The 19274-nt window shown below is 71.6% G+C and carries 18 protein-coding genes; 9 read left to right on the plus strand and 9 right to left on the minus strand.

The annotated features are described in order from the left end of the window. Positions 1-66 precede the first annotated feature (66 nt). The gene (locus TR50_RS50280; RefSeq protein ID WP_084701831.1) at positions 67-624 is read left to right on the plus strand and encodes a UBP-type zinc finger domain-containing protein; all 558 of its coding nucleotides are present in this window, start codon (positions 67-69) and stop codon (positions 622-624) included. A gap of 105 nt (positions 625-729) precedes the next feature. Here TR50_RS50280 and TR50_RS40055 read toward each other — a convergent pair whose 3' ends face one another. The 5 genes from TR50_RS40055 to TR50_RS50495 all read right to left on the minus strand — a co-directional run bounded on the left by TR50_RS40055 (position 730) and on the right by TR50_RS50495 (position 3860). After that, complete coding sequence (locus TR50_RS40055) at positions 730-1179, minus strand: SRPBCC family protein (RefSeq protein ID WP_042434713.1); 450 nt, start codon at positions 1177-1179, stop codon at positions 730-732. A gap of 31 nt (positions 1180-1210) precedes the next feature. Then, a complete protein-coding gene (locus tag TR50_RS40060; protein ID WP_084701823.1) occupies positions 1211-2242 on the minus strand; it encodes a MerR family transcriptional regulator in 1032 nt (343 codons plus the stop codon). Further along, on the minus strand, positions 2239-2451 hold the full coding sequence (locus TR50_RS40065) for a hypothetical protein (protein ID WP_042434719.1): 213 nt from the start codon (positions 2449-2451) through the stop codon (positions 2239-2241). Before TR50_RS40065 ends, TR50_RS40060 begins: the two co-directional genes overlap by 4 nt. A 545-nt stretch (positions 2452-2996) precedes the next feature. Continuing rightward, a complete protein-coding gene (locus TR50_RS40070) occupies positions 2997-3383 on the minus strand; it encodes a hypothetical protein (protein ID WP_042434721.1) in 387 nt (128 codons plus the stop codon). A 102-nt stretch (positions 3384-3485) separates the two neighbouring features. After that, the gene (locus tag TR50_RS50495) at positions 3486-3860 is read right to left on the minus strand and encodes a cryptochrome/photolyase family protein (protein ID WP_152648903.1); all 375 of its coding nucleotides are present in this window, start codon (positions 3858-3860) and stop codon (positions 3486-3488) included. 131 nt (positions 3861-3991) lie between these two features. On the opposite strand from TR50_RS50495, the gene TR50_RS40075 reads away from it, so the two are divergent. Continuing rightward, on the plus strand, positions 3992-5353 hold the full coding sequence (locus tag TR50_RS40075; RefSeq protein WP_042434724.1) for a DUF7927 domain-containing protein: 1362 nt from the start codon (positions 3992-3994) through the stop codon (positions 5351-5353). A 174-nt stretch (positions 5354-5527) separates the two neighbouring features. On the opposite strand, the gene TR50_RS40080 is transcribed toward TR50_RS40075, so the two are convergent. Next, a complete protein-coding gene (locus tag TR50_RS40080) occupies positions 5528-6811 on the minus strand; it encodes an aminotransferase class III-fold pyridoxal phosphate-dependent enzyme (protein ID WP_052441853.1) in 1284 nt (427 codons plus the stop codon). A gap of 473 nt (positions 6812-7284) precedes the next feature. Here TR50_RS40080 and TR50_RS40085 point away from each other — a divergent pair, with 473 nt between their 5' ends. After that, entirely contained in the window at positions 7285-8175 is an 891-nt protein-coding gene (locus TR50_RS40085) for a hypothetical protein (RefSeq protein ID WP_042434727.1), read from the plus strand. 152 nt (positions 8176-8327) lie between these two features. On the opposite strand, the gene TR50_RS40090 is transcribed toward TR50_RS40085, so the two are convergent. Beyond that, positions 8328-8684, minus strand: coding sequence for a hypothetical protein (locus TR50_RS40090; protein WP_042434729.1), 357 nt, complete (start codon positions 8682-8684; stop codon positions 8328-8330). Between the two features lie 272 nt (positions 8685-8956). On the opposite strand from TR50_RS40090, the gene TR50_RS43395 reads away from it, so the two are divergent. Next, the gene (locus TR50_RS43395; RefSeq protein WP_152648904.1) at positions 8957-10153 is read left to right on the plus strand and encodes a HEAT repeat domain-containing protein; all 1197 of its coding nucleotides are present in this window, start codon (positions 8957-8959) and stop codon (positions 10151-10153) included. Between the two features lie 99 nt (positions 10154-10252). Here TR50_RS43395 and TR50_RS47375 read toward each other — a convergent pair whose 3' ends face one another. After that, positions 10253-10777, minus strand: a complete 525-nt coding sequence (locus TR50_RS47375) for an AfsR/SARP family transcriptional regulator (protein ID WP_042434732.1) — start codon at positions 10775-10777, stop codon at positions 10253-10255. A 338-nt stretch (positions 10778-11115) separates the two neighbouring features. Between TR50_RS47375 and TR50_RS40105 the strand changes: the two genes are divergently transcribed. From TR50_RS40105 to TR50_RS40115, 5 genes are all read left to right on the plus strand, one after another. Continuing rightward, the gene (locus TR50_RS40105; RefSeq protein WP_042434735.1) at positions 11116-14100 is read left to right on the plus strand and encodes an AfsR/SARP family transcriptional regulator; all 2985 of its coding nucleotides are present in this window, start codon (positions 11116-11118) and stop codon (positions 14098-14100) included. A gap of 80 nt (positions 14101-14180) precedes the next feature. Then, positions 14181-14345, plus strand: coding sequence for a hypothetical protein (locus tag TR50_RS47380; protein ID WP_160311268.1), 165 nt, complete (start codon positions 14181-14183; stop codon positions 14343-14345). Positions 14346-14556: 211 nt separating this feature from the next. After that, positions 14557-14712: a hypothetical protein gene (locus TR50_RS47385; protein ID WP_160311269.1), complete on the plus strand. Its 156-nt coding sequence runs from the start codon at positions 14557-14559 to the stop codon at positions 14710-14712. Beyond that, entirely contained in the window at positions 14712-14981 is a 270-nt protein-coding gene (locus TR50_RS40110) for a hypothetical protein (RefSeq protein WP_042434738.1), read from the plus strand. The genes TR50_RS47385 and TR50_RS40110 overlap by 1 nt, the downstream gene beginning before the upstream one ends. Before the next feature lie 294 nt (positions 14982-15275). Next, complete coding sequence (locus TR50_RS40115) at positions 15276-15905, plus strand: maleylpyruvate isomerase N-terminal domain-containing protein (protein ID WP_236654796.1); 630 nt, start codon at positions 15276-15278, stop codon at positions 15903-15905. A 28-nt stretch (positions 15906-15933) separates the two neighbouring features. On the opposite strand, the gene TR50_RS40120 is transcribed toward TR50_RS40115, so the two are convergent. Then, the gene (locus TR50_RS40120) at positions 15934-19044 is read right to left on the minus strand and encodes a discoidin domain-containing protein (protein ID WP_084701829.1); all 3111 of its coding nucleotides are present in this window, start codon (positions 19042-19044) and stop codon (positions 15934-15936) included. Between the last annotated feature and the right edge of the window lie 230 nt (positions 19045-19274).

The following is a 19274-nucleotide window of genomic DNA, read 5'->3' on the forward strand; positions in this document are numbered from 1 at the left end:
CACAGGGCCGCCGGCGGTGACCTCATGGTCACCTCTTCATGCACGCACGACCGCCCAGGCCACGCCATGCGCAACGTTCCCGCACAGCCCCGAGGCCGACGGGTCCCCAGCTCGAACGTTTGCTCACGGGGACATCGCGGCCTCGGTCCCCGCCCCTGTGGGCGGGTACGCCGGCAGGCCCGTCCCCGAGTCCCCACGGCTGATCCGCGCACCGCGTCGGGGGCGACCACGACATGGAGGCGCGTGGCGGCGAGGAGCCTGACCTGGGTGCCGCGCCTGTGGTGTGCTGGTGTGGTGAGCGAAGAAGAAGTGTGGCGCGTTGAGCAGCCACTCGGCGCGGCGCGCGCCAGGACGTGCGAGCACCTCGCGCTGGCTCGTCCGCTCGCCGCACGCCCACCGAGGTGCGAGGCGTGCCTGCGTGCCGGTGGCACGTGGGTAAACCTCCTCGCGTGTCTGTTGTGCGGGGAGGTCGGGTGCTGTGACAGCTCGCCGGGACGACACGCCCACGCCCACGCGGAGCGCACCGGCCACCCGCTGGCCCGCACCCTGAAGGAGGGCGAGAGCTGGGGGTGGTGCTACGCGGACGAGGTCTTCTTGGTGCACGGGCCGACAGCGCGGCCGTAGACCAATCGAATGTCCGCTCGCGAGACAGACGCGATGCGCGCATGGGTGGGCCTCAAGGGCGGCGCCACTGTCACGGGGACCGGGACCGGGACCGGGACCGCTTGGTTATCGTCCGGACGTGGGCAAGGTCTCGAGTACCTCGGGAAGGCGGGCTTGGACGGCGTCGGCGAGTTCGTCGAAGGCGCCGCGCAGCAGCGGCTCAGCGAGCCGGAAGACCCTCTTGAAGCGGAGGGTGGCCCGGTAGGTGATCAGGCTGCCGGGGCCGTTCGGGAGGATCGCGATGTCGTCGGTCGCCTGCACGGTCCGGTTCTCGCCGCGGAAGACGAGCCGCTCGGGCCGGCGAATGAGCAGTCGGTAGTGGAGGGTCGTTTCCCTGCCCCGGAAGCGGGAGGTGTTCTCCCAACGGGCGCCGACGGCGATCGGCCCGACGTCGAGACGTCGGCAGGCGACCGTTCCGGGGTCCCATTGCTGTGTGTGCGTGAAGTCCTCCAGATAGGCGGCCACCGCTGACCGGGAGGCGTCGACCCGGAAGGAGCGTTCGACGGTGATCGCCATGTCGGATCCCTTGTCTCTTTTCGACTGTCGATCAGTTCTTCGTTGCCGGCGCGCCCTTGGATGGCTCGCGTACTCCCCTGGTCGAGGCGATGCGGTCTGCCGCAGCCCGCAGGGACGGCGGAAGCACCGCCTGGTCGGGAACCTTGACACCGCGCCAGCCCGGGCCGGCGAGCAGGAGCAGGGGCCGGTGGCGGGCGCCCGCGACGCCGAAGGGGATGTTGAGCAGGTGGGCGGCGAGGTTCGGCGCCGCTGTCGTGCGGGTCTGCGACCACAGGACGACCGCTGCCGGGCCCAGGCGCTGCAACGCCTGGGCCAGGGCCGGCGGGGGGACCGATGACCCGAGCATCCGGAAGGCCGTGCCGCGCCCCGTGAGCGTGGCTGCCAGGGCGTCCAAGGGAAGCGTGTGGTCCTCACCTGGCACTGCGGCGAGCAGCGTTACGGGTCCGCGACGCGGAACGGGGCACGCGCGCCGGTGAAGTTCCGCGGCGACGTGCCAGGAGAGGAAGTGTTCGACCTCGATGTAGGGCTCCCCCACCGTGGCCCAGCGTCGACCGGCGGCGCGCAGCATCGGGCCGATCACTTCATCCCATGCGGCCTCGACTCCCCAGAGGTCCAACGTGTCCGCCAGAAGTTCCTGGAGGGTGGGGGCGTCGAGTCGATCGGCAGCCCTGATCAGGCCGCGTACGCGGCGGCGGGTCGCCTCCTCTTCCAGTGGGCGTGGCGGCGCCTCGGCCGCACCAGAGGTCGGCTCGCTGCGAAGCAGAGCGGTGAGCCGGCCTGGTCCTGGATGGACCGCGAGGCGGGCGGCCTCGGCAGGGGGAAGCCCCCGTGCGGTCAGTTCGCACATCGTCTCCAGCCGCGCGACGTCGGTCGCGCTCCAACGGCGGTGGCGGCCTTCGTCGCGCTGGGCGGGGCCGATGCCGTAGCGGCGTTCCCAGGACCTCAGTGTGACCGGGGAGACCCCGAGCCTCCGGGCTACCTCTCCGGTCGGCAGGCAGGCCGCGTGGTCGGCCGGCACAGGCCCGGCTGGGGCTGGTTCACGGCGGCTTGGGACGGTGCTCACAGGGCGACGATCCGTCCGACCATGAATCCGACCGCGCCGAGGACAAGGACCGCCAGGCCGAACAGGCCGACCCAGTTCCACCAGACGTCATGGTGGTAGACCGGGTCGTGGATGGAAATGCCGTGGCAGGTCGAGGACTCGCACTCCGGGGTCTCCTCGGGGCGCGACAGGGAGTGCACCGACGGAAGTTCAGCGACGGGACCGGACATGGCGACCTCCAGGTTCGTGATCCTGTTCCAGCGTCGCTGTGGTCCCGGGCTGCTTCACGGCGCACAGTTCGTGCATCGTTTGAACCGCGGTGCTCCTCAGGGCGGTCCGGGGCCACGCCGGCGCTCGGCGGCCGGTAGATCCTTGAGGTCGGGCAGACGCTCCCGACCGGCGACGGCCTGCGCGGTGCGGCGGTTGCCGGAGAGCAGCTCGCGATAGCGACCAGGAGCCGGTCGTGAAGGGGCCGGCCCCTGATGGCGTCCCGCCGCGTGGTGTAGCGGATCAACGAGACGTCGCGTTGGTGGTGTTGGGTAGCGCGGGTCTCGTGTGAGGAGCTCCGACGGCTCACATGCCGCAGGGACGGGACGTCGAGAGGATCCGGAAAGGTGCTCGGCCGGAGGTTCGGGGCTTGCCAGGCCAGTCCCGGCAGCACGACACCCTGCCGGGCTTCTGGATCGACGACTGGAACGAGGCGACGTCCAGACGCGACAGCGCGCACGCTTACGCCGCGCGGCGTTCAGCGTGCGCGCTGCATAGGGAACCGCAGTCAGCAGCTGGTGTTCGAGCTGATCATGATGCCGGTGAGAGTTCCCGAGCTGCCGATGCTGTTGTTCGGCTGGCTCGCGTTGGTGAGGCACGTGTACGTCGGGCCGCTCCCGTAGTCGATGCGCAGCCACACGGTGTCCTGGTTGCGGGTGTTGACGACAGCGAAGTTCTTGTGGTTGGTGCTCTGGTAGTAGCTGGTGTAGTCCCGGAACTCAGCCACGATGGGGTCGTTCACGCTGGTGCCGCCGTAGATGCACACGTACGGGTACGAGCAGCCCGACTGCGAATCGGCGTGCGCACTGCCAGCACCGACCAAAGGGATCGCCAGCGCGGAGACGCTCACTGCCGCGAAGGATGCCGCCGTCTTTATGCGCTTGCGCATGCTCATGCTTGTTCCCCGATTCAGAGTGTGTGTTGATCGGCGCGTTTCGCCCGACGGAGATCAACAATCGACGCGTCGCCCGCGGATCAGCAAGGCAGATCGGTTGTCTCACTGATTCATGACCGTCTCAAGGACTTGACCTGCGGTTTGAGACGACTCACGTTCTCCTCGCATGCGACCCTGATCGCGCCGAACGGGTCCACGCCATCGAACCGGCGGCACATCGCCGAAGGCGGAGAGATCGGCGCGGACCTCCTCGTCGACGTCGTCCTCCTGCGGCCACCAAGGAGGCTCGACCGGTAGGCGGGGGGCGTCGCGCGGAGGACGCTCACGGTTGTCGGCGTCGAGGTTCCCGCGGCCGCCGACCGGCTGCCCCTGGTCCAGCAGCGGGCCCTGATCCGCATCGAGGCGCCTGGTCGAGCAGCGCGCTATCGGCGGCGTCGTGGGTGCGGCGGCTCCTCCGGGCGCACGGCATGCGACCAATCAGGCGGACTTCCGAGGCGGGCGATTGATGATCCGATCATTCGCATAGTCATTAGATCCGACATGCCTGGACCGCATGCTCACGCGACCAGGCAGGAGCCGCGCGTCTCGCGTCCGCGATCGGAGCCGACATGACCCACCGTAAGAAACTCGCCCGCGCCACCGTTGCCGCGGCGCTCGCGTGCACGCTGGCCGGGGCTGCCGCCGGATCGGCGATCGGGGCAACCCCTGCCGATCAGGTGCGACGCCCCGACGCCGCCCCCTGCCTGCCCGTGCCGGTCTGGGCGAACACCAGCCCGGGCCGCCTGATCGAGTACGACCCGCTCACCGCTGCGCAGCTCCACAATGTGCCTGTGCCCGCGCACCTCGGGGACATCGCGTGGAGCGCGGACGGGCGGACGCTCTACGCCGTGAACTTCTCCATCCCGGCGCACCTGTCCACGATCGACCCGGCGACGGGGGCGGTGACCGCGACCACGCCCCTGACCGGTCCGGCCCAGAACGTCGCCCTCAACGCACTCACCGCGCTGCCGAACGGGCAGCTCCTGGCCGGCGCGCCCAGCAGCCGGAGCCTGTGGACGATCGACCCCGCCACCGGCACGACCACCACCTTCGCCGCTCAGTACCCGTCAGGCTTCGCCTCGACGGGGGACCTCACGGTCCTGCCCGACGGCGACATCCTGGGTCTGGCCGACAGCGGCGCCTCCACCGGGGTCTTCCGCATCCACCCGGACAACTCGGTCACCGAGGTCGGCACCCTGCCGTCCGGCACGTACGGGGTCTCGCAGTCCGGGCGAACGGTGTACACGTTCACGGGCTCCGGCCAGATCGACCGGCTGTCCTCCGTGCCCACCGCGCCGTCCACGGCGCCCCTTGCCTACACGGTCGTCGCCAACACGGGCAACATCTTCTACGGCGCGAGCTCGGTACAGGACACGGGGAGCTGCGCCCTCGCCCCGAGGACCTCGTACAGCCTCTCGAAGACCGTGGCCCCGGTCGGCGAAGCCAGCCCCGGCGACACCCTCACCTACCTCGTGACGGTGAGGAACACCGGAGCCAACCCCTACCTCGGCGACTCCGCCGCGTTCACGGACGACCTGTCGGACGTCCTGCGGAACGCATCGCTCGTTCGGACCTCCATCTGGGCCTCCGCCGGGACCGTCAAGGTCTTCGGAAACACGCTCGCCTGGAACGGCCCGCTACCCGTGGGAGGCACGGTCAGGGTCTCCTACAAGGTGAAGGTGAACGACCACGCCAAGGGCCGCCTGGCGAACGCCGTCCTGCCGACCTCGCCGGGCGGCGCCTGCAAGAGGGTCACCGACTGCAGCACCAACGTCGAGATCGACCAGAGGGACCACCACGGGCCCGTCATCACGATCGTCAATGCCAACGCGAACATCGCTCAGAGCAGTTCCTCGATCACGATGCCGCACCACCCCTGTCCGCCTGCGGCGGCGAAGCATCGGCCGCCGTACTGCGCCAAGCGCGGCTGACCAGCCGGTGCACGGCCCGTTGTCGCGCGCCGGCGGGCCCCGGGCGCTGGGGGTGAACGGACCCTGGGTTCAAGTCCTGCCGTCCTGAGAGCCTTTGCACAGGTCGAAGGCCGTTCCCACCGAGAGGTGGGAGCGGCCTTCCGCCCGTCCGGGCAGTTCAACGTCGCTGCGCACTCATCTCGAGCACATCTCGTCCAGGAAGTCGTCGAGCACACCGAGATAGACCTCGACGTCGCCAGTGTCGTGAGCGAAGCCCGCGTGCGGCCCGGAAGAGGAGATGGCGTCCCACACGCCACGATTGGCGAAGAACACCCGACGTGCGTCCGCGAACAGCGGGTCGAGGCTGACGTGCGCCTCCTGCGCGTTCCGCGGCAGTTCGGGCAGCAGGCAGTAGCCGCTGCGCGCGCCGAACCGGTGGGCGCGCCATGCCAGTCCGTGGTCCCGTGCGGCGGCCTCGATGCCGTCCGCCAGGATGCCGCCCAGTCGTGCCGTCCGGTCGTGCTCGGCCGGGGTCATCAGCTCCGTCAGGACGACTTCGGCGCAGGCCAGGGACAGGGCGTTGGCGAAGAGTGTGCCGCCCAGGGCGATGCCCACCGTCTCGCCGAGCTCGTCCCCGAGTCCCGACTCGACGACCGAGGCCAGTTCGCTGGTCATGCCGAGGGTGCCGATGGGGATGCCGCCCCCGATGCCCTTGCCGCCCGTGACGATGTCGGGGGCGATGCCGTAGTGGGTGACCGCGCCGCCGTACAGGTCGAACTGGGTGTGCGTCTCGTCCATCACCAGGAGCGTTCCGTACCTCGTGCACATCTCGCGCAGTCCCGGCAGGAATCCGGCGTCTGGCAGCACGGTCCCGCAGTTGGTCAGCACACCCTCGACGAGGACCGCAGCGGTCCTTTGCTCGCGCAGCACCCGCTCGACCCCGTCGAGGTCGTTGAAGTCGACCACGACGACCCCGGACGGCGGTGCGCCCAAGCCGGTGGCTTCCGGCACGAGACCTGCGCCTTGGTCGGTCCAGAGCGTCTCCTGGAGCTGGCCGTGGTACTTACCAGCGAACAGCAGGATGTCCTGGCGTCCGGTGGCCGCCCGGGAGATGCGGAGGGCCTCGATGTTGGCGGTCGTCGCCGAGAGAGTGAACTGCCACTGCGGAAGCCCGAAGCGCAGTCGCAGCTGCTCGCACACCGCCAGCGCGGACTCGACCGGAAGGAACATCTGGACGCCCCGCGCCGCCTGCTCGCCGATGACCTCGCCCAGGCGGGGATGGGCGTAGCCGAGGACGGTCGACATGTCGCCGACGTTGAAGTCGAGATAGGTGTTGCCGTCGACATCCGTGAACGTCGCTCCATGGCCGTGTGAGACCCACAGCGTCGGGGTCCGGTAGAAGCCGGCCATCCAGGCCATGGGGACGCCGCTGGGCATGCACCCGCGTGCCTGCGTGCCGAGCGCCAGCGACTTCGGCACGCGCCCGCGGAAGACCGCGTCTTCGCGTTGCCGGATCCTTTCCAGGGCGCTGCGATGCTGTTCTGTCAACCCGGACGACGCGTCCACGCCCTGAGGCCCCCTTTCCAGGTGACGGACCCGCGAACAACGGTAGGCGTCCGTGGCTCTGTCTTCGCCTCGGCACGCGGGGCAGCAGCGGGCCGCCGGGTCCACCTCTCTCCGGGCTGCCGTAGGGGTCGTCCGTGTCGAGCGCGTGCGGCCGCTCAGCCGCCCCGGGGCCGGATCACCCCCGTCGCCCCGTCGCCGCGAACAGACGCGGCCGCTCATCGCGCGGTCCGCCGGGACCCGTCGGCCTGCGGAGCAACGGTCCACACCCGGTGCCGCGCAACCGGCGGTCCGTTGAACCGATAGGGCGAACGGTCGCGTTCCCGCGCCACGGGTGCTCGGCTGCGGGGGATGCTTCGCGCCGGTGACAACCCGTCGGAAGGATCCCCATGTCGGAGCACGTTCTCACAACACTGGCCCGGACCGCGGCCGTCTCGGCCCTCGCGCTGGCGACCAGCCTCGGCGCGAGCGGGGTGGCCGGCGCCGCCTCGCCCGAGGACCACCCCATCGAGGTCAGCATCGGCGCCTCGGGCATCCAGGCGCCGACCAGCGCCAAGGGCGGCCTGGTCAGCTTCCGGGTCAAGACGGACGACCCGAGCGGCCGCCAGCTCCAGGTGCTGCGCCCGCACGGCGGCGTGACGCCCCAGCAGGTCTACCAGGACCTCGCCAAGGCCCTCAGCCCCAGCCCGCACACAGCGGCCGAAGGCATCCGGGCCGTGGACCGGGAGGCGGACCTGCTGGGCGGAGCGCTCGTCACCTCGCAGGTGCACGAGCAGCTCACCGAGGAGATCGCGCCCGGCCCGGTCTACCTGCTCGACCTCACCGCCCTGCGCAACGACCCGGCCCACCCCGTCGCCAAGCTGCTGACCCTGGCCGGCACCAACGGGCCGAACGTCAACCAGGCCCGCTTCGACGACGGCATCGTGATCGAGCACGGTCTGCGCTTCCAGACCGAGGACGTCGACCACGCCCACCTGGCCTACCTGGTGCACGACCAGTCCGACCAGATCCACGAGATGGAGCTGCGGCCCATCGGCGCGCACACCACCGAGGACCAGATCGCGCAGTACCTGTGGAACCAGCAGCTCGGCCGCCCGGCCCCCTCACCGTTCACCGGCCCCGCCACCGGGCTCGGCGCCCTGTCCACCGACCACACCGCCTCGGTACAGGCCCACGGCCTGCAGCCCGGCCGCTACGTGCTGCTCTGCATGGTCCCCGACGAGCGCAACGGCATCCCGCACGCGGTGCTGGGGATGCACAAGATCGTCACTCTTCAGTGACCTGACCATCGTTTCCCATGTCCGTGCGGACTGGTCACCTGGATCCTCACGGCCGTCATCGTCCATCGACTCGCGGCCAGGCACCGTCGCCCCTTGGCGCAGCAGATCCGGCACGGCCGAAGACCTGGTCGAAGACCTGGCCGAAGCCGGCGTCAGGCTCGCTGCAGGAGCCCTGCCTCTTCCAGCGTCGGCAGGTTGGCACGCTCGACGAGCTTGGCCGCGCGGCGCACCGACAGGCGCATGTCGTGCTGCTTGGCGCCGTTGAAGACGTTTTCGAACATCGCGGCCGGGGCGGCCCGCAGGATCAGGTCCCCCAGCGGGTAGGCCCTGCGCGCCTGCGGCGGTCCGAGGACGGCCCAGGCCCAGTGGACGGCGGCGAGGGCGAGGTCCTGGTCCGGCCAGGGTTCGCCCCTGCGGGCTGCGTCGAACAACCGCTGTCGTTGTTCGCGGTCCAGCGCCACCCAGCGCAGCCTGGACTCGTCACTGATCCAGCGGGGCTGCTGATACACGGCACCTACCTCCTGGCCGATCGCGGCCCTACGGGACCTCTCCGCAGCCTAACCCGCCGCTCGCCGGCGCCGTCACCGAGGGTCACCGCAGCGCACCACCTCAGCCGCGTGAAGACGATCAAGCGCACGACGTACGCGCGGGCATCGTCCACGCGGCCCCGCCGAACACGCATCCCCACCTCACCGTCATCGGCTTCCCTACCCCCACCAGACCCGTACAGTTCGACCCGAAGACTTGATCAGAGGTCCGCTTGGCGCTTGAGTGAGCGATCGTGGATCACGGTGCAGGGGGACCCTGGGTCAAGTGGCCGGGGCATGGAGACCTGAGAACCTTCGTCGACGGTCTCGCGCCTGACGAGCTGGTGGCCGCCTTCGCGAAGGCTCTCACCTACCCGCGGCTCGGCGGCCCCGCCGCGGCCGCGGCACGACGGCTGGGCCGCCTCGCGCGGGCCGCCGGCACTCCCGAGGAGCAGCAGGCGCTGGCAGGTGCCGTCCATGCCTGTCTTGCCGCGCTCAGCAGTGCGGAGTGCCGCCAGGTCGACCACGCGGTGTACGTGCTGGGCATGGCCCGCGCCGAGGAGGCCGTGCCGGCCCTGTCGGCGACACCTCCCACGCACAGGGCTCGCAGCTGCGCGCTGGTGACGCACGAAGCGGCCGTCGCGCTGGCCCGGATCGGGAGCCCGGCCGCCGCCGCAGCGCTCGTTCGCATCGCCGGCGAGGTGGAGGCCGGCCGCCTCCCGACCCGGCGGTCGTGCACGCAGTGCGAGGAGCAGGTGGCGCTGGCGCTGTGCATGCTGGCGACGCCGGAGGCGCTGGACGCCCTGCTCGGCCTCACCCGCACCATGCAGGAGCTCTGGCAGGAGAAGGTCGTCCATGCCGTGGCCCGGGTGGCCGACCAGCGGTTCGTCCCGTTCCTGTTGGAGCTGTGCGCCGGCCCCCGACGGGCAGCCGGCCTGGTCGGCCTCGCGCGCGTCGCCACTCTGCGAGCCGCCCCGGCCATGCTCGAACTCGTCCGCTCCGACGCCACCGACCGCCGCACCCATCGTCTCGCGGCCCAGGCCCTCGCCGCCCTGGGGCCCCGAGCCGCCTATGTCGCATCACCGAGAATCTGGGAGAACCGCGGCGCCAGCCCCCGCGCCCGACGCGCCTTCGCGTGGATCCTCGGCCGAGCGCTCACACCCGACGCCGGCCCGCAGTTCCCCGAACAGCTCACCGAACTGCTCGCCGATCCCGACCCGACGGTCCGGGCCGCAGCCGCGGGAGCCCTCGCGCGTCTCGCCGACCCACGCACGGACGCCGACCTGCTGAACGCCCTCCATGACCCCGACTACCGCGTCCGAGCCCGCACCGCCACGGCGCTGGGCCGACTGCCACGCACGGTCGACACCATGGCGGCCCTGGCCCACGTCGCCACGAACGATCCCGTCCGCTGCGTGCGCAGTGCCGCGCACGCCGCCCAGTGGCACTGACGGCCGGTCATGACGCGACCGTCGACACCGTGAGTGCGGGATCGGCTCCCCTGAGCACCCCCCCGAGCGCCCTGGGGAGCCGATCCCCGATTCCGCCGCTCAGCGCCGGAGCAGGCGCAGGCGACGGCGCATGACGGAGGCTTCGTCATGCAGATCCCAGAGCCTGATCCGCTCCCACTCCGCGAACGGCCCCGGGACGCCCTGCAGCGGGGCGCCACGCCACCGCCCGAGCGCTCTGTCCAGCAGCAGTTCGGCGGCGGCGGGGTCGATCCCCATCAACACCCGCGCGTCGCCGATCGTGTGCTCGAACGCGATCGCGTCCACCAGGCCGGGGTTGATCTCCAGCCGGTAGCCGCCATCGGTCGACCGCAGGGCACCCCCGTCGCCCCTGCGGCGCAGGAGGCGCTGCACGGGCGCGACGTGCACGTGCAGCTCCTCCTCCAGGGGTCCGGCCGCCTCCCCCTCGACCGGACCCACGACCCCCTCCACCAGTTCCGCCACCGACACCTCCATGCCGGCCCGCAGGGCCAGCATGGAAAGCAGCGCCTGCTGCACCGGTGTCCCGGGGAACAGCGGGCAGCCCCCGTCCCACGCACGCACCGGACCGAGCAGTGAGATCTCCACCCCGCGCCTTCCCTGTCCGGCGCCCCCCTGGCCGACCGGCCGGGTCCAGGGCGTGCGGGCCTCGTCACGGCCGGACTCGGCCGTACGCGACGTGGTCCTGCTGCGAGGGAGTAGGAGGATGCTGCTCGTCATGGTCCTGTTCGCTCTGCGTCGTCGGCGGGACGGTCCCCTCCTCGGGGCTGCCACGACAGAGCCTGGCAGGCCCCGATACACAACGGATCAACGCCGAGGAGCCGTGCGGAAGGGGTATTCCTTCGCGCGCTGGTGCTACCCTCCGAGGCGCAGTACGGGGAGCAGTCGTCGCTGGTGGACGCGCACGGATGACCGGGGGACACCTTATGTCCGGGGCGGGAGGTTCGGCCGGCAAGGAGCTGGAGTTCGCCCTGCTCGGCGAGGTCGTGGTGCGACGCGACAGCGACCCGCTCAACGCCGGTTCACCACAGCAGCGCGCCGTGCTGGTCAGGCTGCTGCTCGCGGAGGGCAAGGCCGTCCCGGCGCAGGAGCTGGTGGACGCCATCTGGGGCGAGGACTCCCCCGCCCGCGCCGTCGGGACGGTCCGCACCTATGTCTCCCGGCTGCGCACCCTGCTCGCTCCCGAGGCCGCCGGCCGCGACCGGGTCGGGGTCCTGGTCTCCGTCGGCGACGGGTACGCGCTGCGGCTGCCGACCCGCAGCACCACGGATGTGGGCGAGTTCGAGCGGCTGGCGGAGGCCGGCGCGGCCGCCCGCGCCGCCGGGGACGCGCCGCGTGCCGCGACCCTGTTCACCCAGGCACTGGCGCTGTGGGGCGGCGAACCGCTGGCGGGCGTGCCCGGCCCGTTCGCCGAGCGGGAACGCGACCGGCTCCTCCAGGCCCGGCTGAGCGTGCTGGAGTCGTTGGCCGGCGCGGAGGCCGACAGCGGCAACGACGACCAGGTGCTGGCGCTGCTGGGCCCGCTCGTGGCCGAACACCCGCTGCGCGAAAGGCCGCGCGCCGCGTTGATGCTCGCCCTCTACCGCAGCGGCCGGCAGGCCGAGGCGCTCGCTCTCTTCGACGCGGGCCGACGGCTGCTGATCGACGAGCTGGGCATCGAGCCGGGACCGGAGCTGACCGATCTTCACCGGCGCATCCTGGCCAGTGACCCCGGCCTGTTGGCGACCGAGGGCGGGCGGGCGGCGGACGCCGCTCCCGAGGACCCGGAGCCCGACCCCGTCCCGGCGCAACTGCCCAGCGACACACTCGACTTCACCGGACGCGCCGCGCTGGTCGACCGTATCTGCCACTCGCTGGTCACCGCGGCCGAACGCTCCGCCGTCACCCTGCACGGCCTCTCCGGCATCGGCGGCGTCGGCAAGACCACCCTGGCCGTCCGCATCGCCCACCGCGTCCGCGCCGTCTTCCCCGACGGCCAGCTCTACGCGGAGCTCAGCGGCACCTCCCCAAGCCCCGCCGACCCGGCGGCCGTGCTGGGCGACTTCCTGCTCGCCCTCGGCGTCCCCGCCGCCCAACTCCCGGACGCCACCGCGCAGCGCGCAGCGCTGCTGCGCTCGCGGCTGGCCGACCGGCGGGTGCTGATCGTGCTGGACAACGCGCGGGACGCGGCGCAGATCCTGCCGCTCATCCCCGGCACCCCGGGCAGCGCGGTCCTGGTCACCAGCCGCGCACGGCTGGCGGGCATCCCCGGCGCGCTGCTCACCGAGCTCACCGCGCTGGAGGAACTGGAGGCGCTGGAACTCCTGGCGGCTGTGGCGGGCTTCGCCCGGGTGGCGGCCGAGGGCACGGCGGCCACCGAACTGGTCGCGGCCTGCGCGCACCTCCCGCTCGCGGTCCGCATCGTCGCCTCCCGCCTGGCCACCCGGCCCCGCTGGACCGTGGCCTCGCTGCTGGACCGGCTCCGCGACGAACAGCAGCGCCTCGCGGAGCTGCGGGTCGGGGACCTCGCCGTGGAGTCCACCTTCGAGCTGGGCTACCGGCTGCTGAGCGAACGGCAGGCGTGGGCTTTCCGGCTGCTGTCGGTCCCCGCCGTGTCCTGGTTCTCGCTCTCCGCCGCGGCGGCGGTGCTGGAACTGCCGCCGGCCGAGGCCGAGATCCTGACGGAGTCGCTGGTCGACGCCGGCCTCCTGGAGACCGAGACCGCGGGCCGCTACCGCTACCACGACCTGGTCCGGGTCTTCGCCCGCGCCCGGGCACGGGCGTCCGAGCCGGAGCAGGTGCGGTCGGCGGTGGTACTGCGGCTGCTGGAGCAGCAACTGGAGTACGTCTGCGCGGCCTGGCGCGCCGCCAACGAGCAGGCCCCGCTGAGCTGGCGGCTCCATCCGCCGCGTCCGGGCACGGACGACGGGGCGACGCGCTTCGGCGACGCCGCGCTGGAATGGGTCACCCTGCGCGGCGACCGCACCGTTCTGCACGAACTCGCCGGACAGGTCCTGCGCGTCGAACCGCGCCTCGGGATGCGCCCGCTGGTGGACCTGCTGCTCGCCTGGGTCTGGCTCTTCGAGGACGAGTCCGCGGGCCCCGGCCTGCGCGACATCCTCCCCTCCGCGATCCTCGCCGCGGATCGCACCGAGGACCCCCGCGCCCTGTCCCGCCTGCGCTACCTCACGGGCCTGCGCCATTCCCTGGCCGGCCGGGTCACCGAGGCGGAGTCGGAGTTCCGGGCGGCGCTGCGGCTGCTGCCGGGCGACGAATGCCTGGAGTTCCGCTACACGTTGGTCGCAGAACTGGCGGTGAACCTCAACGCCGCCGGCCGGGCCGAGGAGGCTCTCAAGCACTTGCGGCTGGCCCGCAGCCTCGCCGCCCAGCTGGGCAACGTGGCCGACGAGGCCCGCCTGCTCGGCAACATCGCGCGCGGCGAACTCACCGCCGGCCGACCGGACTCGGCCCGGCACGCGGCCGAGGAGGGCCTGGCGACCGCACTGACCTCCGGCAGCAGCAGGTCGGAGGCGGACGCCCGCTACCAGCTCGGCATCGTGCTCAGCAGCTCCGGGGACACCCGCACGGCGGTCGCGCACTTCGCCGAGGCCCTCTCGCTCTACCGGGCCCAACAGCGACTCGGCCTGGAGGCGCTGGTCCTGGCCCGCCTGGCACACTGCCGGCTCGACCTGGGCGAGGCCCGGTCCGCCCAGGAGCTCGCCGCCAGGGCACTCGACCTGCTGGACGCGTCCGAGCTGCACTACCACCTGTCGCTGGCGCGGTGGGCGATGGGACGGGCGCTGCTGGCTCTCGGCGACGGGCGCAGGGCGGCGGACCAGTTGACCCAGGCCAGGGACGGCTTCCAGCGGCTGGGCGCTCCGGAGGCGTCCGAGGTCAGGGACGTGCAGTTGGTCGCCGGCCTTGTTGATTGAATGTTGACTCCCACCCGCGAAGATATGCCCAGGCCGAGCACGCCTCGGTCGCCCGACTTGAACACCTGGAGAGGAACACCATGAGCACGCCGCAGCAGCCGCAGCAGTCCGACCCGACCGAGGCCGTCGCGGCTGACCTGTCTCTCGCGAACGACGTCGTCGCGGTCGACCCCACGACGGACCCGACCGCCCCGCCGCGCAAGCCGGGCACGGTCAGCCCCAACGAGGTCCGCACCCAGCCCTGACCAGCATGCGGCACCCCCGACGCCCGGCGCGCACTCGCGTCCGGGCGTCGTGTCGTTCCGCGGGCCGCCGGATCGCCCCGGCGGCGTTCCCGCCGGCTGTGGAGGCCATCGACCGCGACCAGGCAGCGCCGGCATCGCGAACCCGTCCGAGTGACTGCCCACCAGGCACGCACCCGCTACGGTGGGGAGACCCTCACACGCGGAGGTCTTGATGCCGGATCAGCCCTGCAGCGCATGCGGCGGCCAAGGCTCCACCTTCAAGACCGTCTACGCGTACGAGGTCAACGAGAAGGGCGAGCCTGTGCCCGTCCAGCGGCAGATCTACGGCCAGTGCAGCAGCTGCGGCGACAGCGGAAGGATCACGTGATGAGCACCCCCGACGATGTGACCCGGTCCGTGTTCCTCTGCCAGGACTGCGGCGCCCACTACCTGCCCCCCGCGTCGATGGACTACCCGGCCGGGCCCGCGTCCGAGGTGTACTGCGTCGAGTGCCAGCCGCAGCACTCCCCCGCCGAGCAGGCGCGTACCGGCCTGAACCTCAGCGAGAACCTCACCAGGCCACGCCCGCGCAAGCCCCGCCGCGCCGGCAACGCGCCCGCCAAGCGAGGCAGCACCACGCGGTCGAAGCTGCTCTAGCTCTAGCCGACGGCACAGGGCCCCTGTCACCGCGGACACCGGCTGCCCCCAAGCCGCGGCATGGTGGAGGCATCCGACGGCGGCGGTCTCCTGCCCCGCCAGGACGCGTGCGAGGCGGCGCGGCGGGTCGGGAGTGGTTTCGCTCGGCTGCCGTGCATCAGGCCAACGGGCAGCACCTTGACCCTGCGGACCGCCCTCCGGTCGGGGCACGTCCGGGAATGCGTCGCCGTCGCCGCGAGGTTGACCTGGCGGACACCCGCCGACCGCGACAGGGGGAACAGCAAGGTGACGCAGGTGAGGGAGCTCTACCTGAGAGTGGCGGACACAGCGGCGAAGCTGTTGGCTGCTCCGGAAGTGGCAGACGGCTGGCATCAGCCCTCCGCGCTGGCGAAGCTCAGCGTCCAGGGGCTGGCGGGTCACCTGGCCGGGCAGGTCTTCTTCATCCCCGCAGTGCTCGCCGAGCCAGTAACCACCGAGCCCGTCATCTCGATCCACCAGTACTACGCGCGAGTCAGCTGGATCGGCTCAGACCTCGACACCCCGTTCAACCAGGCCATCCGAACCGGCGGCGAGGAAGAGGCAGCAGAGGGTCCGGCCGCCCTGGCCGCGCGGGTCGCCGCATGCGTCGAGGAACTGCGCGGCATCCTGCCCGCCGCTCCGGATCGCCTGGTTCGCCGCCCCACCTGGGGGCCGTGGTCGATCAGTCTCGACGACTTCGTCACCAGCCGACTCCTGGAGCTCGTTGTCCACTGCGACGACCTTGCGCACAGCGTCGGGTTGCCGACCCCGGAGTTCCCGCCCCCCGCCGTCGAAACCGTCGTGGACCTGCTGACCCGGATCGCCTTGCGGCGTCACGGCGCGCCCAATGTCCTGCGCGCCCTGAGCCGCAGCGAACGCGCACCTGTGTCCATCTCGGCGCTCTAGCTCCGGTGCGGTGCCTGCCGGGAACGTCTCAGCTCGCGAACACCTGGAGTTCGGACAGTTGCCCGGCGGGCCAGCCTGTGTTGCCGGTGAACGTGAGCTTCAGATAGCGGATGCCCGCCGAGGCGAACGTCACCGTCACCGTGTTCCCGGTGTTCGGGTCGAAGGTGTACCCCTGGGACGGCGCCACCGTCGCGTAGCTGGTGCCGTCGGTGCTGCCCTGGATCAGGATCGTCTGGGTCCGTGCTCCCCAGCTGGTCGAGGGCGGCAGGTCCATGACGATGCGTCCGACGCCGACGGTCGAGCCCAGGTCGACCTGGATCCACTGCGGGAAGGCGTTGTTCGTGCTCTCCCAGTAGCTCGAGGTGTTCCCGTCGACCGCGTTGGCCGGGGCGTAGGTCTGGACGTAGCCGCTCGCCGTCGTGGGGCGGTTCAGCGCCAGGTTGGTGTTCGCGGCGGTTCCGGTTCCCGAGAGCCCGACGTTGAGCGGGCTGTTCGGGGCGCTGCCCGCGACGGAGAGGGTGCCGCTCGCGGCCCCGCTCGTCGTCGGCGAGAACTGGACCGAGACGGTGCAGCTCGCCCCGGCGGCGAGGGAGGTTCCGCAGGTGTTCGTCTGGCTGAACGGTCCGCTCACGCCGACGGAGGTGATCGTGGCCGCGACGCCGCCCGGGTTGGTCACCGTCACCGTCTGCGCGGCGCTGGTGGTCCCCGCGGTCACCGGGCCGAAGGTCAGGCTCGACGGCGACGCGGTCAGCGCGGCCGGGCCTGACGAGCCGGTGAAGGCCAGGTCGTCGGCGTTCCATCCGCCGTTGTCCTGGTTGAGCGTGAGGACCTGTTGTCCTGCGGGCAGGGTGACGGTGGCGGTGACCGTGGTCCAGTTCTGCCAGCCGCCGGTCTGCGGGATGTCGACCGCTCCGGACAGGTTCGTGCCTGCGGCGTTGGCGAGGTGCAGCGCGGCGGTGACGGCGGACGGCGCGGCGACGCGCAGAGCGACGGTGTACGTGCCGGCGGTCGCGACGTCGACCGTGTAGCGGAACCACTGGCCGCCGGAGGTCCAGCCGAGGTCGTAGCCGCCGCCGGTGTCCGTGGTGGTCTCCAGGTCGACGCCGTCGGAGCGGTAGGCGTTGCCGGTCCCGTTGGTGGAGTTGACGTGGTAGCCGACGCCTTCGCCGCCGGTGTCGTAGTTCTCCGCCTGGACGGTGCCGGGGATCGCGGCCGGGGTGCCGCCGTAGGGGCCCTCGGGCGGTGTGGTGCCCTGCCAGCTGTTGCCGCTGAGGGTGGCGGTGAAGCCGCTGGAGTTGTTCAGGTACGGGGACGTGCCGCTGCCGAGCCCGGTCACTGTGTTGCCGGTGATCGACGCCGAGCCGGTGGGCGCCGGGTAGTAGGGCGGCTGGATGACGATGCCGTTGCGCCATGGCGAGGTGACGGTGTTGTTCTGCAGGGTCGTGTTCGTGGACTGCGAGAAGCCGATCCCGTCGTAGAGCGCGTCGACGATCGTGTTGTTGCCGGCGTTGACGCTGTCGACCACGCCCACGTTCTGGCCGTCGCCGCCGTTGCCGATCTGCAGGGCCGGCTGGCCCTGGCCGTAGCCGTTGCCGCCGGACCGGACGACGGTGTTGCCGGACACGGTGGCCGAGGTCAGGTCGCTGCCGTTGACGCCGAACCGCCCGGCGCCCAGGCCGATGTAGCGCGCGGTGTCGGCGATGTAGTTGTTCTGGACGTGGTGGCCGCCACCGCCGTAGATGCCGATGCCCTTGCCTCCCCAGGGGGCGATCAGGCTGTTGTTCGTCAGGGTGACGTTCGACATCGCGGTGTAGTAGGTCGTGGAACCGCCGTTGGTGTTGGAGGCGACGGAGTTGATGGCCATCGCGTCGTCGCCGGTGCCGCGCACGAAGTTGTTGGTCGCCGTCAGGTTGCTGCCGGTGGTGCCGGTGAGCGAGACGTTGTTCAGGTTGATGCCGTCGGCCCACTCCGAGGTGACCCTGCTGTTGCGCACCGTGCCGCCGCTGCCGGAGGCCCAGAAGCCGGACTCGACGTGCTGGCTCCAGATGCCGTCGGCGGTCCAGTTCGTGCCGGTGGTGTCCATCGCGCCGCCGTCGCCGCCGGCCGTCCCGCGGCTGATCGCGTTGGAGTCGAGGTGGAAGTTCTCGACGTTGCAGGAGGTCACCGAGAAGATCGCGGCCAGGCCCTGGTTGTTGGGCAGCGGCACGTCGCGGTAGATGGTGGAGTACCACATTCCGGCACCGGCGATGGTGATGCCGGTGGCCTGCAGGCCCGCGGTGCCCTTGAGGTAGAAGGTGCCCTGCGGGATCCAGAGCGTCCTGCCCTGGGCCTCGGCCTGGTTGATGCAGTTCTGGATCGCCGCCGTGCTGTCGGTGGCGGCGCCGTCCGCGCTGCCGTTCGTCGGCGTGTTGTCGGCCACCGCTCCGCAGGAGGTGATGGACAGGGAGTTCGCCGGCTGCGCGATCGGCGCGGGCGGGTTCTCCACGTCGATGACGTCGACGTCGTAGGAGGCGGCGGTGTTCGACGAGCTCTTGACGAGGGACAGGGTGCTGCCCGGCGCGATCGGGGCTCCGGAGACGAAGGCGTGCGACTCGTCCCAGAAGTCCCGGGGGTCGCCGTCGGCGGGGTTCTTGTCGTCGCTGTTGTTGTAGTCGGTGCCCTCGTAGATCCAGCTCTGCTTCGAGTTCAGGTTCAGGGTCTGGCGGTACACGCCGTCCACGTACAGGTCGAGCGTCGCCGTGATCCCGCCGCCCGTCGGTGCGTCAGGGATGCTGGCGCGCACGTTGACGAAGCTGATCGGCTGCCCGGTGGTGTTCGTCCACTGCACGCCCTGCCCGGTGCCGGCCAGGTGGACGTAGGCGTGGCCCGACGCCTCCAGCGCCGGGCTGGAGTACTGCGTCGTCGGGGCCGCGGTCAGCGAGACGGTGGACGCGCCGCCCAGCAGGGTGCCGGACTCGGCCTCCAGGCTCGTGAACGGCGTGGTGGCTCCGACGGTCGCGGCGGCGGGGGTCGCGCGACCGGCGGAGGTGGCGGCGTCACCGCGGTGGGTGACGCCGCCTGCGGCGAAGAGCCCCACGACGAGCGCGGCCCCGGCAAGGCTGCTGGTCAGGGCGCGGCGCAGGGACGGGGCGGGTCTCATCGCGACTCCTCGGCTCATGCGGAAGGGGTGAGCAGTGCGCTGGATCAGACACCGCACACCGTAACTTCCGATATCGAGTCATGGAAGAGTCCGATCAAACTCTGCAAGAATTCGACCTCTGCCGAGGATCTGACGGATCGTCGCCGGACGCGGCCTCCACTTCGCCTTCCGCCGACGCTGCCCCGAGTCGCGTCAGAGCCGCCGCCTGGCCGGGCCTTTCGTCAGACTAC

This window comes from Streptacidiphilus anmyonensis, from assembly GCF_000787855.1.
GTDB classification, from domain to species: domain Bacteria; phylum Actinomycetota; class Actinomycetes; order Streptomycetales; family Streptomycetaceae; genus Streptacidiphilus; species Streptacidiphilus anmyonensis.